Source organism: Hydrogenophaga sedimenti (genome assembly GCF_051857515.1).
Taxonomy (GTDB): domain Bacteria; phylum Pseudomonadota; class Gammaproteobacteria; order Burkholderiales; family Burkholderiaceae_C; genus Hydrogenophaga.
On record NZ_JBPZHA010000009.1, the window covers coordinates 192,318 to 205,910 of the forward strand.

Here is a 13,593-nt window from a genome sequence, read left to right on the forward strand (position 1 = left end):
ACCGCTTCTTCATGCACTCAGTCCCAGACGCAAGGATCAGAGACCCAGGCGTGCCTTGGTGTCGGCGGTCGGACGGCCTTCGCTGTCCCAGCCACGGGCGGTGTAGTACTTGGGCAGCATCTCGCCGAGCTTGCTGACCGTGCCCTTGCCCGGGCCGGTCTTGGCGGCTTCGGTCATCAGGCGCTTGGGCAGGTTGTCGTCGGCCTTGGTGAAGCCCGCGGCGTTGTTGAACTCGCGCTCCATGTTCCAGATGCGTTCGCCGATGTGGTTGAGGTGTTCCATCGTGAACTCCTCGCCACAGGCGGCCTGCACCTGCGGTGCCACGTCGGCCAGGGTCCAGGCGAAGCTGGTGAAGATGCAGACGCCGGCGGAATCGAAGGCGGCGGTCGCGTCCTGGAAGGCCTTGACCAGCTCGGGCTTGCCCTCGCTCTCGGACGGCTCGGTCTTGACCGGAATGCCCAGCACTTCGGAGGCGATGGTGTAGCCGCGCAGGTGGCAGGCACCGCGGTTGGACGTGGCGTAGGCCAGGCCGATGCCCTGGATCACGCGACCGTCGTAGGCCGGGAACTCCTGGCCCTTGACGCTCATGGACAGGTCGGGGTGGCCGTACTTGGCGGTCAGGCGCTTGGAGCCCATGCCGATCTCTTTGCCAAAGCCTTCGCCGCGGGCGGTCATCACCGCCAGTTCGCACAGCGCCTTGGCCGAGCCGAACGGCGCTTCGATGCCGATCTGTTCCTTGGTCAGCACGCCCATTTCGTACAGCTCCATCACCGCACCGATGGTGGCGCCGAAGGAGATCGGGTCCATGCCCTCTTCGTTGCAGATCAGGTTGGCGAACTGCAGCGCTTCGAGGTCGTTCACGCCGTTGGCGGCGCCCAGGGCCCAGGCCGCTTCGTATTCCAGACCGCCGGACGCGCCCCAGTACTCGGGCTTGTTGGCGACCGAGAAGTGGCCTTCGTCGATCTTGGAGATGCGGCCGCAGGCGATGGTGCAGCCGAAGCAGGCCTGGTTGGTCACCAGGTGCTTCTTGCCATCGGTGGCGCGCGGCGTGGCCATGGCTTCGGCCGAGATGTCCTTGGCGCCTTCGAACTGCACGTCGCGGTGGTTGCGCGTGGGCAGACCGCCGATTTCGTTGATCACGTTCATCAGCACCTGGGTGCCGTAGGTGGGCAGGCCCTGGCCGGTGACGGCGTTGTCGGCCAGCACCTTCTTGGCGGCCTTGGCGGCGGCCATGAAGGCCTTGGGGTCGCGCACGTTGCCGACACCCTTGGTGCCGCGCACGGCGATGGCCTTGAGGTTCTTGGAGCCCATGACGGTGCCCACGCCCGAGCGGCCGGCCGCACGGTGCAGGTCGTTCACCACGGCCGCGTACAGCACGCCGACTTCACCGGACTTGCCGATGCTGGAGACGCGCAGCAGCGGGTCCTGCAGGCTGGTCTTGAGGGCTTCTTCGGTCTTCCAGACGCTCTGGCCCCAGAGGTGGCCAGCGTCGCGCAGTTCGGCCACGTCGTCGTTGATGTACAGGTAGACCGGCTTGGCCGACTTGCCTTCGAAGATGACCATGTCCCAGCCGGCCATCTTGAGCTCGGCGCCCCAGTAGCCGCCCGAGTTGGAGCAGGCGATGGCGCCGGTCAGCGGCCCCTTGGTGACGACGGTGTAGCGGCCGCCGGTGGAGGCCATGGTGCCGGTCAGCGGGCCGGTGGCCCAGATGATCTTGTTCTCTGGCGACAGCGGGTCGACCTTGGGGTCGATTTCGCTGATCAGGTACTTGGAGGCGAGGCCGCGCGAACCGAGGTAGGCACGCGCCCACTCCATGTTCAGCGGTTCGGAGGTGACGGTGCCCGCGGTCAGATTGACGCGGAGGATTTTTCCAGCCCAGGACATGTTGCTTCTCCTTGTTGCGTCGTGATCAGGCGGCGGGCTGGTTGCCCAGCTTGTCGGCCCACTGTTTCATCTTGTCCATGCCGGTCCAGTTGGCGTCGACAAAGGTGATTGCACCGGTCGGGCAGGCGTCTGCACAGGCCGGGTCGCCACCGCAGAGGTCGCACTTCTGGACCTTGCCGGTTTCCTGCACGTAGTTGATGGTGCCGAAGGGGCAGCTGATGGTGCAGACCTTGCAGCCCACGCAGGTGGTTTCGTTCACCACCTTGGCGCCGGTGTCCTTGTCGACCGTGATCGCCTCGACCGGGCAGGCGTGCAGGCACCAGGCCTCGTCGCACTGCGTGCAGGTGTAGGGCACTTTCTTGCCGGTGTGGTGGAAGTCGAAGACCTTGATGCGCGACTTCGAGGTGGCGTAGGTGCCGTAGTTCTCGAACGAGCAGGCCATTTCGCACTGCAGGCAGCCGGTGCACTTGTCCGGGTTGATGTGGAGTGTTTTCTGCATGATTTTTTCTCCGGTGGTGGGGCACACACAGACACCGACGGGCGTATGACCATGTGTTCATACGATTGTTGTCGCCAAACACCTCGGAATCGTCAGGGTTAACCCGGAACACCTGTCTCTGGATTCAGAAAGTCTCAGTTTGAGACATCCCACCCATCTTTCGGAAGATGGTTGAATTCAATGAAATTTATTTGCCAATTCATCCAATTTAATCCATTTCACAGGCCCGTCTTATGAAATAGAAAGCATAACCAAACCACACCCGAACAATTCATATTTTTCCTTTCAAATCAACAACTTTTCCATTCTCAGAAGATGTCTCAATTTGAGAATGTTTCCGACTGGAATTTGGGTTTGAGGGTTAACACGCAATTCGACAGCCGAGCCTCGATGTTTCACTGTTTGTGGACCCCACAAATCAGGAGACAACGATGCAGGTTCAGCTCAAGGTCAACGGCCAGTCCAAGTCCGTCGACGTCCCTCCCAACACCCTCCTCGTCCAGCTGCTGCGCGAGCACCTCAAGCTCACCGGCACGCACGTCGGCTGCGACACCTCGCAGTGCGGCGCCTGCACCGTGATCAGGGACGGACGGGCGATCAAGTCGTGCAATGTGCTGGCCGCCCAGGTCAGCGGCTCGGAGATCACCACGATCGAGGGCCTGGCCAGCGCCGACGGCGCCATGCACCCGATGCAGGCGGCGTTCAAGGAGTGTCATGGCCTGCAATGCGGCTTCTGCACCCCCGGCATGGTCATGAGCGCGGTCGACCTGTGCCAGCACCACCCCAAGGCCGGCGAAGCGGAAGTCCGCGAGCTGCTCGAAGGCAACCTGTGCCGCTGCACCGGTTACCAGAACATCGTCAAGGCCGTGCTCAAGGGCAAGGCCGACATGGCTTCGGCCTGAGGAGACAAGACATGGGTGCATCCGACTTCAGCAACCTGCCGCACATCGGCTCCGCTGTCCGCCGCAAGGAGGACTACCGATTCCTGACCGGCGCCGGTCAGTACACCGACGACATCACGCAGGCGGCCCAGAGCTACGCCGTGTTCGTTCGCAGCCCGCACGCACACGCCAGCATCAGGAGCATCGACACCGCGCGCGCCAAGGCGATGCCCGGGGTCGTGGCGATCTTCACCGGCGCCGACATCGACGGCAAGATGGGCGGCCTGCCCTGCGGCTGGCTCATCACCTCGACCGACGGCACCCCGATGAAGGAGCCGCCGCACCCGATCCTGGCGATCGGCAAGGCGCGCTACGTCGGTGACCAGGTGGCGATGGTGATCGCCGAGACCCTGGAGCAGGCCAAGAACGCGGCCGAGGCGGTGGAGGTCGACTACGACGTGCTGCCCGCCGTGATCGACATGCGCACCGCCGCACAAGGCCCGGCCGTGCACGATGCCGCGCCCGACAACCACTGCTACAAGTGGGCCATCGGCGACAAGTCGCAGGTCGACGCCGCATTCGCCAACGCAGCGCACGTGACCAAGCTGGACCTGACCAACAACCGCCTGGTGCCCAACGCGATGGAGCCGCGCGCGGCCATCGGCATGTACAACCGCGCGACCGAGGAATACACCCTCTACGTCGCCAACCAGAATCCGCACGTCGAGCGCCTGCTGATGACCGCCTTCGTGCTCGGCCTGCCCGAACACAAGGTGCGCGTGATCGCGCCCGACGTCGGCGGCGGCTTCGGCTCCAAGATCTTCCTGTACGCCGAAGACGTAGCCCTGACCTGGGCCGCCAAGCAGACCAACCGCAGCATCAAGTGGACCTGCGAACGCAGCGAGTCCTTCCTGACCGACGCGCACGGCCGCGACCACATCAGCCACGCCGAAATGGCAATGGACGCCAATGGCAAGTTCCTCGCGATGCGGGTGCACACCGACGCCAACATGGGCGCCTACCTGTCGACCTTCGCGTCGGCCGTGCCGACCATCCTCTACGCCACGCTGCTGGCCGGCCAGTACACCTGCCCGCAGATCTACGTCGAGGTCGACGCCTGGTTCACCAACACCGCGCCGGTCGATGCCTACCGCGGCGCCGGCCGCCCCGAAGCGACCTACCTGCTCGAACGCCTGGTCAGCCGTTGCGGCTGGGAGCTGGGTCTGTCGCAGGCCGAGATCCGCAAGCGCAACTTCATCAGCAGCTGGCCCTACCAGACGCCGGTCGCCCTGCAGTACGACGTGGGCGACTACCTGGGCGCGCTGACCAAGGCCGAAGACATGGCCGATGTGGCCGGCTTCGTGCAACGCAAGGCCGCCAGCGCCGCCAAGGGACTGCTGCGCGGCATCGGCTACAGCTCGTACATCGAGGCCTGCGGCATCGCGCCGTCGAACATCGCGGGCGCGCTCGGTGCGCGGGCCGGCCTGTTCGAGTGCGGCGAAGTTCGCGTGCACCCGACCGGCAGCGTGACCGTGTTCACCGGCTCTCACAGTCACGGCCAGGGCCACGAAACCACCTTCGCGCAGGTCGTCGCGGCTCGCCTGGGCATCGCGGTCGACGCGGTGGACGTGGTGCACGGCGACACCGGCCGCGTGCCCTTCGGCATGGGCACCTACGGCTCGCGCTCGATCTCGGTCGGCGGCGCGGCCATCATGAAGGCGCTGGACAAGATCGAGACCAAGGCCAAGAAGATCGCGGCCCACCTGATGGAAGCCAGCGACGCCGACGTCGAGTTCGCCAACGGCGAGTTCACCGTCAAGGGCACCGACAAGAAGGTCACTTTCGGCCAGGTCGCGCTGACCGCCTACGTGCCGCACAACTACCCGCTGGACAAGCTGGAGCCGGGCCTGAACGAAACCGCGTTCTACGACCCGACCAACTTCACTTTCCCGGCCGGCACCTACATCTGCGAGGTCGAGATCGACCCGGCGACCGGCAAGACCCGCGTCGACAAGTTCACCGCGGTCGACGACTTCGGCACCATCATCAATCCGATGATCGTCGAGGGCCAGGTGCACGGCGGCATCGTGCAGGGCATCGGCCAGGCGATCCTCGAAAACTGCGTCTACGACAAGGAGACCGGCCAGCTGCTCACCGGCTCGTTCATGGACTACGCCATGCCGCGCGCCGACGACTTCCCCGAGTTCAAGATCGGCACCATCTGCACCCCCTGCACCCACAACCCGCTGGGCACCAAAGGTTGCGGCGAGGCCGGCGCGATCGGCTCACCACCAGCAGTGATCAACGCCGTGCTCGACGCCCTGCATCCGCTGGGCGTCAAGGAATTCGACATGCCCGCTTCGCCCGGCCGTGTCTGGGAAGCCATCCAGTCTGCCAAGGCCCGACCGCAGGAGGACCTCATGTACACATTCACCCTCGACAAACCCGCGACCCTGGCCGACGCCACCAAGGCGGCCGCCGGCGGCGCCAAGCCCCTGGCCGGCGGCCAGACCCTGCTGGCCTCGATGAAGCTGCGCCTGTCCGACCCGGGCAACCTGGTCGACCTGGGCGGCGTCAAGGAGCTCGCCGGCATCCGCAAGGAAGGCAACGCGCTCGTGATCGGCGCCATGACGCGCCACGTCGATGTGGCCACCAGCGCCGACGTCGCCGCGACCATTCCCGCCCTCACCCACCTGGCCGGCCACATCGGTGACAAGCAGGTGCGCGCCATGGGCACCATGGGCGGATCGGTCGCCAACAACGACCCCTCGGCCTGCTACCCCAGCGCCGTGCTCGGCCTCGGTGCCACAGTGCACACCACGAAACGCAAGATTGCAGCCGACGACTTCTTCCAGGGCATGTTCACCACGGCCCTCGAAGAGGATGAGCTGATCACCGCGATCAGCTACCCGGTGCCGAAGAAGGCGGCCTACGTGAAGTTCAACCAGCCGGCCTCGCGCTTCGCGCTGATCGGCGTGTTCGTGGCGCAGACCGACAGCGGCGTGCGGGTGGCCGTGACCGGTGCGGGCAACGGCGTGTTCCGCCATGCCGGCCTGGAGGCCGCGCTCAACGCCAGCTTCACCGCCCAGTCCGCCGCCGGCGTGAAGGTCAGTGCCGACGACTGCGGCGCCGACATCCACGCCAGCGCCGCCTACCGCGCCAACCTGATCAACGTGCTGACCCAGCGCGCCGTCGCCCAGCTGTCCTGATTTCCGGCTGTCACCGCCAGGGCCCCGTGTTGAACGACCCGGGGCCCTTTTTCCGCCACACCTTCCTCCTTCCATGACCGCCTTCCCTTCCATCGACGCGCTGACGCAGGCCCTGCAGGGTGCCGGGTACTACGCGGACCGGCGCCTGGCCACCGCCGTGTTCCTCGCGTTGAAGCTGCAGCGCCCGCTGCTGCTCGAAGGCGAACCTGGCGTGGGCAAGACCGAGCTGGCCAAGGCGCTGGCGGTGGCGCTGCAGCGTGAGCTGCTGCGCCTGCAGTGTTACGACGGGCTGGAGCAGCGCGAAGCACTCTACGAATGGAACTACGCGGCCCAGCTGCTGCACATGCGCGCAGCCCAGAGCCGGCTGGAACACGCACCGGCCGAGGACGTCGCCCAGATCGAACGCGAGGTCTACCAGGAGCGCTACCTGATCAAGCGTCCGCTGCTGGCAGCGCTGCAGACACCGGCTCCCGGCGCGATGCTGCTGATCGACGAGGTCGACCGCGCCGACGAACCCTTCGAGGCCTTCCTGCTCGAATACCTGGGCGAATACCAGGTCAGCATTCCCGAGCTGGGCACGGTGCGCGCAGCGTTCGCGCCGGTCACCATCCTCACCAGCAACCGCACCCGCGAACTCAACGACGCGGTCAAGCGCCGCTGCCTCTACCACTGGCTCGACTACCCCGAGCGCGAGCGCGAACTGGAGATCGTGCGCGCTCAGGTGCCGCAGGCCTCGGCCGAACTCTCGGCGCAGGTTGCCGAGGTCGTTGGCCGGCTGCGCAGCCAGCCGTTCGCCAACGCCTTCCAGCGCTCGCCGGGCATCGCCGAAAGCGTCGAATGGGCCAAGGCCCTGGTCGCGCTGGACACGCTGGCGGTCGACCCCGAGGTGCTGGCCGACACCGCCGGCATCCTGTTCAAGCAGCGCGAAGACGTCGCAGCCCTCACCCGCGACATGGCCGCCGAACTGCTCAGGCCCGCGGACACCCCCGCCTGATGGCCCCGCGGATTCGCCATGCAACTCGGTGACGCACGGAGCGGCAAGCTGGCCGACAACATCGCCGGCTTCGGGCGGGCCCTGCGCCGCGCCGGCGTGCGGGTCGACAGCTCGCGCATCGCGCTCGCGGCCTCGGCCGCACTGGCGGTCGGCCTGGAGCGCAAGGAAGACGTGAGCGCCGCGATGGAGGCGGTGCTGGTCGCGCGCGAGCAGGACCGCATGGTGTTCCGCGAACTGTTCGACACCTACTTCCGCAACCCAGAAATCGCTCAAAAATTGCTGTCACAACTGCTGCCCTCCGCCGAGGGCAAGGCCGAGCCGAGCAAACGCCGTCCGCGCGTGCGCGAAGCCCTATCGCCGCAGAAAGCCTACGGCCACCAAGCCAAGCCCAAGGAAGAAGACCAGAAGGTCGAGTTCGACGCGGCCATGACGGCCAGCGACATCCAGCGCCTGCGCCACGCCGACTTCAACGCCCTCTCGGGCAAGGAGTACCGGCTGGTGGAGCGGCTGGCGCGCGACATCCGGCTGCCGCTGCCGACCTACGACGCACGCCGCACACAGCCCGGCGAGAAAGGCGCGCGGCCACACTGGCAACGCGCCATGCACCGCGCGGTGCGGCACGGCGGCGAGCTGATGGAGCTGCCCCGGCTGGCGCGCCGAGAGCAGCCGCTGCCGCTGATGGTGCTGGTCGACGTGTCGGGCTCGATGGAGCGCTACACCCGGTTGCTGCTGGCCTTCCTGCACGCGGCGACGCGGCACCACCGGCGGCGCGACGTGTTCGCCTTCGGCACGCACCTCACCGACCTCACGCCCGCGTTCAAGCTGGCCGACACCGACGAGATGCTGGCGCACGCCAACGAGGCCATCGCCGACTTCGCCGGCGGCACACAGCTCGGCGCGGCGCTGCAAACCCTGCGGCACGATCACGCCCGGCGCCTGGTCGGGCGCCGCACCCTGGTGCTGGTCGTCAGCGACGGCCTGGACACCGGGGAACCCGAGGTGCTGTCCGACGCGCTGGCCTGGATGCGCCGCCGCTGCGGCCGCCTGCTCTGGCTCAACCCGCTGCTGCGTTTCGACGGCTACGCCCCGCTCGCCCGCGGCGCCGCCGCGCTGCACACCCACGCGCACGGGATGCTGGCCGTGCACAACCTCAGCAAGCTCGAAGACCTGGCCGCCAGCATCGCGGCCGTGCTGCGCCGCTGACCCCTTCATCCCATACCCACAACAAAGAGGAACCATCCCATGGACATGCAAGGCAACCGCTCTCTCGCCATCTCCCAGCGACAGGCCTGGGATGCGCTGAACGACCCCGAGGTGCTCAAGGCCTGCATCCCTGGCTGCGACAAGGTCGAGGCCAGCGGCGACCACCAGTACGCGGTCGGCATGGCGCTCAAGATCGGCCCGGTCGCGGCCAAGTTCGCCGGCAAGATCCTGCTCTCCGACATCGTCCCGCCCGAGTCCTACAAGATCAACTTCGAGGGCCAGGGCGGCGTGGCCGGCTTCGGCAAGGGCACGGCCGAAGTCAGGCTCACGCCCGCCGGCACGGGCTGCGAACTGGACTACAAGGTGCACGCCACCGTCGGCGGCAAGGTCGCCCAGTTGGGCCAGCGACTGATCGACGGCACCGCGAAGTCGATGGCCGAGGACTTCTTCAAGCGCTTCGACGAGGCGATGCAGAAGGCCCATCCCGAGGCCTATGCGGCGCGCGACGCGGCGCAGGCGGCGGCCGAGGCCCCTGCCGCCGACGCTGGAGCTCCCCCGGCGGCGCCTGCTGCGGCGGCCCGGAGCGGTGGCATTCCGACCTGGGTCTGGGTCGCGGGCGCGGCCGTGCTGCTGGCGCTGTGGTGGTTCAATCGTTGAGCCTCCCCCCCCGACGACGACCGCCTCGCCCCGGAGACCTTTCATGGAAAACCTCGACATCACCGTCCTGCGCCAGCTGCTGCAATGGCGGCGGCAAGGGCGCCGCGCGCTGCTGGCCACGGTGATCCGCACCTGGGGCTCGTCGCCCCGGCCGGTCGGCTCGATCATGGCCCTGTGCGAAACCGGCGCGGTCGTCGGCTCGGTCTCGGGCGGCTGCATCGAGGACGACCTGATCTACCGCTACCGCCGGCACGCCGATGCGCAAGCCGCGACGGCGACGCACGACATTCCCGATGGTCCGCCCGAGCGCGTGAAGTACGGGGTCAGCGCCGACGAAGCCCACCGCTTCGGCCTGCCCTGCGGCGGCACGCTGGAGCTGATGCTCGAATTCAACCCCGATCCGGCGGTGCTGGCCGCGCTGGTGCAGGCACTGGGCGAAGGTCGCCTGATGCTGCGCTGCACCGACCTGGCGAGCGGCCAGGTGACGGTGGCGCCCTGCGAGCGGCCCGAAGCCCTGAGCGACGACGGCCAGATCCTGCGCAACACCTTCGGCCCCGAGTACCGCATGCTGCTGATCGGCGCCGGCCAGCTGGCCGAGTACCTGTCGACCATGGCGGTCTTCTGCGGCTTCTCGGTCACCGTCTGCGACCCGCGCGAGGAATACCGCGGCGGCTGGAACGTGCCGGCCGCGCAGCTGGTCACCGGCATGCCCGACGACGTGGTGCGCGAATTCGCGGTCGACCGGCGCACCTGTGTGATTGCCCTGACCCACGATCCCAAGCTCGACGACCTCGCCCTGCTCGAAGCCCTGGACACCGAAGCCTTCTATGTCGGCGCCATCGGTTCGCGCCGCAACAACGAGGCGCGCCGCGCCCGCATGATCGAACACTTCGACCAGACCGACGAGAGCCTGGCCACGATGCGCGGGCCGATCGGCATCTACATCGGCAGCAAGATGCCTTCGGAGATCGCGGTCAGCATCATGGCCGAGGTGCTGGCGGTGAAGAACGGCGTCGCCCTGCCCCGCGATACCCAGGTCGGTCCGGCCAAGGACCGCATCCAGCCCCGGGACGACCAGCCCGATGCGCCGGTCTGTTTCACGGGAACGCGTGGCACGTGATTTGCGGAACAGGTGCTGCGCAGGCGCAGGGGTCGACAAAGTGTTCACCCCTGTCGCAATCTGCAACACTACTGTCCCCGATCGCAGAGGCCGACGTGACCCCTAACGCACAGACTCCCACGCCCCCCGACCAGCGACTGGCCCTCATCGAGCGCGCCCGGCATGCCGTGCTGGACGCCCGGGAGAACGGACCGACGCCCTGGCTGGCGCCCTCGATCGAACGCTCCTGGCGGCGCTGCCTGGCGATGGGACACCAGCCGCAGCAGCGGGTGGTGTTCGAGCCGGTGAACACCAGCGACATGCGGCTGGCGCTGGAAGCCACCAAGCCATTGATCCAGGCCGCGACGCCAGTGATCCGCTCGCTGTCGCGCGCCATGGTGCACACCCGCTACTTCGCCATCCTGACCGACGCCCGCGGCACGGTGATCGATGTCGACGGACCGGTCGACCGCAGCAATCCCCGGTCGGCCGCGATCGCCCGGGTCGGCGTCGACCTGTCGGAGTCGGCCGTCGGCACCACCGCCATCGGCACGACGCTGACCGACCAGGAGCCGGTCTGGCTGCACCGGGGCGAACACTTCTTCAACGACACCGGCGTGTTCAGCTGCGCCGGCGCCCCCATCTGGGGGCCGGATGGCCACTGTGTCGGGATGCTCGACCTGACCGGCATCGACGTGGCCGAGCAGCCGGCGCTCAAGCACCTGGTGACGCAGTCGGCTCGCAGCATTGAAAACGCGCTGACCACCTCGCGCCCGCACCGCCTGCTGCTGCGCCTGAACTGGCCGGGCCGGGTGCTGGGCGACGACAACGACGGACTGGTCTGCGTCGACGACGAAGGCCGGATCACCGGCGCCAACCGGGCCGCCACCGACATGCTGGGCCTGATGCCGCAGCAGGGAGCGATGCATTGCAGCGAAGTGTTTGCGGTGCCGACCGACAGCCTGTTTGACGCCGCGCGCTCGCAGCGCCAGGCCTTCGAGGTACCGCTCTGGTCCGGCCTGCGCCTGCAACTGCTGGCCCAGGGTCCGGGCCGCGTCACCGGCGCCGCCCGCCCGGCCAGCCACAGCATGCCGCTCAAGGACGTCGAGGCCGCCCTGATCCGCCGCGCCGTCGAAGACGCCCGCGGCAACGTCATGGAAGCCGCCCGCGCCCTGGGCATCAGCCGAGCAACCGTCTACCGCAAGCTCACCAGAAAAAAAGCCTGATCGCTTCGATCAGGCTTTTGGGGTCCAGGATGCCGCGGAACCGGCTCCACCGGGCTGCAGGCATCGCCCCCTGGGGGGTGACGCGCGCAGCGCGGCGCGGAGGGATCAAGGCGCGGTCAGCGTCAGTCCATGCTGCTTGAAGATCGCCAGCATCTCGCCGCTCTCGCGGATCGCCTTCATCGCGGTGTCCAGCGCTTCGCCCAGGTTCTTGTTGGACGACTTGATCGCCAGTCCCACCGGCCAGCCGTTGTCGACGATGCCGTTGTTGAAGGTGATCTTGCTGATGCGGAACTGGGCCGCGGCCGCCGGCTGGCGCGACAGCACCGACTCGGCCTGCGCGCGCGAAACGAAAGCGCCCACGGCCTTGCCATCGAGCACCGCCTGCGCCGCTTCGACACCGGAGTTGAAGATCGCAACCTGGTTGCGCAGCAGACCGCCGCCGTAACCCATCAGGACGCTGGCGGCACCGGAGCCCTTCTCGGCCGCCAGGGCCTGGCCCTTGAGGTCTTCGGGCGAGGCCGCATCGGCCAGCCGCCGCGTGTCGTGCAGCAGCACGTTGGACTGGCGCATGTAGGGCGAGATGATCGCGACCTGCGGGTTGGCGTTGGCCAGGTACCGGTCGGCCGGCACCTGCAGCATCACGTCCGCCGGGCCGTAACCCAGGTAGTGGCCGCGCCAGACCATGTTGCGCAGGTCGTCTCCCATGTTCTCGCCCGCGTCGAACGGCAGCAGCGAAAGCTTGAGATTCATCTTGCGGGCCAGCGCCTCGGCCAGCGAGACGTCCAGCCCCTTCATGTCGGCGACCGGGCCGCTGGAGAACGGCGCGTTGTCCTTGTAGACGGCGACCTTGAGCGTGCCGGTGGCGCGCACGCGCTCCAGATCGGTCAGGTCGGTCTGCGCCAGCGCCGGCCAGGGGGCGGCCAGCAGCGGCAGCAAGGCCAGGGCTTCGCGGCGGCGCAGCCCCTGGCGTTGTGCTTTCTTGGAGGTATCGGTCATGGGTCTTGTCTCTGTCTCTGTGTGTTCTGGTGCTGCGGCCCGGCCGAATCCCGGGTTCAGGGAACGCGGCGGGTCTCGATGTAGGTGCGGATCGTCCAGATCGCTTCCTGCGAGAGTGTCGCCTCGAACGGCGGCATGTAGACACGGCCGTCGCGGGTGCGGCCACGGCGCACGGTCGAGAGGAAGTAGTCGTCCATTTCCTTGAAGCAGGCGGCCTTCTTGCCGGCATCGGCCAGACCCAGGCATTCGCTGTCGATCTTGCGCAGGTCGGGCGCGATGCCGCCGGAGATGGCCTCCAGGCCATGGCAGCGCGCGCAGTTCTGGTTGAACGCCGAGGTGCCGATGCGCAGCGCTTCGGCGCGCGCCGGGCTCTGTTCGTTGTAGGGGTTGGCTTCGAGCCACTTCTCGCCCAGCTGGGGCAGGGTGTGGGTGTCGACCGCCTGGGGCGTCACGTCACCGTGGGCCATCACCGAAACGGCGCCCAGGGCGGCGGCGGACAGCACCAGGGCCTGGGCTGCACGACGCTGGAAAAGGGAAGAAAAAATCGACTTCATGGGGTTGTCTCCGGAATCAAAAAAGGTCACTGAGACCCTGAAAAGCAATAAGCAGGCCACGACCGCACCCACCGCAGGAGCCAAGTCTGGCCGCAGACCCCGGTCAGGTGACACCGGAAAAGTGTTCCAAATTGAATCACCCGTCTGTGCCAGAGGGGTCGGATGTGACACCCGCACCCCACAAGCCCACCGGATGGTGATGGCCGGGGAATTGCTTTGTACCGAAAGGAGGCATCTGCCACGACCTGTTTCATTCGGGGATTCCCGCTGTTGATTCGTGGCACAGATATGAAGAAAATCACATGACCCAAGACGACAACGACAATCAGCCCATTCAGTCCGGCCCGCAAGAGCCGATGTGGACAATGGATTACTGGGGGGGTTTCCCTTC

The 13,593-nt window shown here is 67.2% G+C and carries 10 protein-coding genes and 2 pseudogenes; 8 read left to right on the plus strand and 4 right to left on the minus strand.

Annotated elements, in window-relative coordinates:
• Nucleotides 1-36 precede the first annotated feature (36 nt).
• Both ACS5NL_RS16000 and ACS5NL_RS16005 read right to left on the minus strand, forming a co-directional pair.
• Nucleotides 37-1,884: an aldehyde ferredoxin oxidoreductase family protein gene (locus ACS5NL_RS16000; RefSeq protein WP_439354914.1), complete on the minus strand. Its 1,848-nt coding sequence runs from the start codon at nt 1,882-1,884 to the stop codon at nt 37-39.
• 25 nt (nt 1,885-1,909) lie between these two features.
• Nucleotides 1,910-2,383: a 4Fe-4S dicluster domain-containing protein gene (locus ACS5NL_RS16005; RefSeq protein WP_439354915.1), complete on the minus strand. Its 474-nt coding sequence runs from the start codon at nt 2,381-2,383 to the stop codon at nt 1,910-1,912.
• Between the two features lie 431 nt (nt 2,384-2,814).
• On the opposite strand from ACS5NL_RS16005, the gene ACS5NL_RS16010 reads away from it, so the two are divergent.
• The 8 genes and pseudogenes from ACS5NL_RS16010 (at nt 2,815) to ACS5NL_RS16045 (ending at nt 11,652) form a co-directional block, all read left to right on the plus strand.
• Nucleotides 2,815-3,285, plus strand: coding sequence for a (2Fe-2S)-binding protein (locus ACS5NL_RS16010; protein WP_439354916.1), 471 nt, complete (start codon nt 2,815-2,817; stop codon nt 3,283-3,285).
• A gap of 11 nt (nt 3,286-3,296) precedes the next feature.
• A pseudogene (locus ACS5NL_RS16015) lies at nt 3,297-5,666 on the plus strand (xanthine dehydrogenase family protein molybdopterin-binding subunit); the annotation flags it as partial.
• Nucleotides 5,667-5,711: 45 nt separating this feature from the next.
• Nucleotides 5,712-6,473, plus strand: a pseudogene (locus ACS5NL_RS16020) (FAD binding domain-containing protein); the annotation flags it as partial.
• Nucleotides 6,474-6,546: 73 nt separating this feature from the next.
• Nucleotides 6,547-7,467 (plus strand): AAA family ATPase, encoded by a 921-nt coding sequence (locus ACS5NL_RS16025; protein ID WP_439354917.1) that lies wholly within the window; start codon nt 6,547-6,549, stop codon nt 7,465-7,467.
• 18 nt (nt 7,468-7,485) lie between these two features.
• Nucleotides 7,486-8,670 carry a vWA domain-containing protein gene (locus tag ACS5NL_RS16030; RefSeq protein ID WP_439354918.1) on the plus strand — a complete coding sequence of 395 codons (1,185 nt, stop codon included), beginning with the start codon at nt 7,486-7,488 and terminating at the stop codon, nt 8,668-8,670.
• Between the two features lie 39 nt (nt 8,671-8,709).
• The gene (locus ACS5NL_RS16035; protein WP_439354919.1) at nt 8,710-9,327 is read left to right on the plus strand and encodes an SRPBCC family protein; all 618 of its coding nucleotides are present in this window, start codon (nt 8,710-8,712) and stop codon (nt 9,325-9,327) included.
• 43 nt (nt 9,328-9,370) lie between these two features.
• A complete protein-coding gene (locus ACS5NL_RS16040) occupies nt 9,371-10,447 on the plus strand; it encodes an XdhC family protein (RefSeq protein WP_439354920.1) in 1,077 nt (358 codons plus the stop codon).
• Nucleotides 10,448-10,542: 95 nt separating this feature from the next.
• Entirely contained in the window at nt 10,543-11,652 is a 1,110-nt protein-coding gene (locus ACS5NL_RS16045; protein ID WP_439354921.1) for a helix-turn-helix domain-containing protein, read from the plus strand.
• Between the two features lie 105 nt (nt 11,653-11,757).
• Here ACS5NL_RS16045 and ACS5NL_RS16050 read toward each other — a convergent pair whose 3' ends face one another.
• The gene (locus tag ACS5NL_RS16050; RefSeq protein WP_439354922.1) at nt 11,758-12,648 is read right to left on the minus strand and encodes a substrate-binding periplasmic protein; all 891 of its coding nucleotides are present in this window, start codon (nt 12,646-12,648) and stop codon (nt 11,758-11,760) included.
• 56 nt (nt 12,649-12,704) lie between these two features.
• Complete coding sequence (gene pedF, locus ACS5NL_RS16055) at nt 12,705-13,202, minus strand: cytochrome c-550 PedF (RefSeq protein ID WP_439354923.1); 498 nt, start codon at nt 13,200-13,202, stop codon at nt 12,705-12,707.
• Nucleotides 13,203-13,593 lie beyond the last annotated feature (391 nt).

Bases quoted from the DNA above. Each gene is read 5' to 3' on its own strand.
- ACS5NL_RS16000 (WP_439354914.1), bottom strand. From the start codon at position 1,884: ATGTCCTGGGCTGGAAAAATCCTCCGCGTCAATCTGACCGCGGGCACC.
- ACS5NL_RS16005 (WP_439354915.1), bottom strand. From the start codon at position 2,383: ATGCAGAAAACACTCCACATCAACCCGGACAAGTGCACCGGCTGCCTG.
- ACS5NL_RS16010 (WP_439354916.1), top strand. From the start codon at position 2,815: ATGCAGGTTCAGCTCAAGGTCAACGGCCAGTCCAAGTCCGTCGACGTC.
- ACS5NL_RS16025 (WP_439354917.1), top strand. From the start codon at position 6,547: ATGACCGCCTTCCCTTCCATCGACGCGCTGACGCAGGCCCTGCAGGGT.
- ACS5NL_RS16030 (WP_439354918.1), top strand. From the start codon at position 7,486: ATGCAACTCGGTGACGCACGGAGCGGCAAGCTGGCCGACAACATCGCC.
- ACS5NL_RS16035 (WP_439354919.1), top strand. From the start codon at position 8,710: ATGGACATGCAAGGCAACCGCTCTCTCGCCATCTCCCAGCGACAGGCC.
- ACS5NL_RS16040 (WP_439354920.1), top strand. From the start codon at position 9,371: ATGGAAAACCTCGACATCACCGTCCTGCGCCAGCTGCTGCAATGGCGG.
- ACS5NL_RS16050 (WP_439354922.1), bottom strand. From the start codon at position 12,648: ATGACCGATACCTCCAAGAAAGCACAACGCCAGGGGCTGCGCCGCCGC.
- pedF (WP_439354923.1), bottom strand. From the start codon at position 13,202: ATGAAGTCGATTTTTTCTTCCCTTTTCCAGCGTCGTGCAGCCCAGGCC.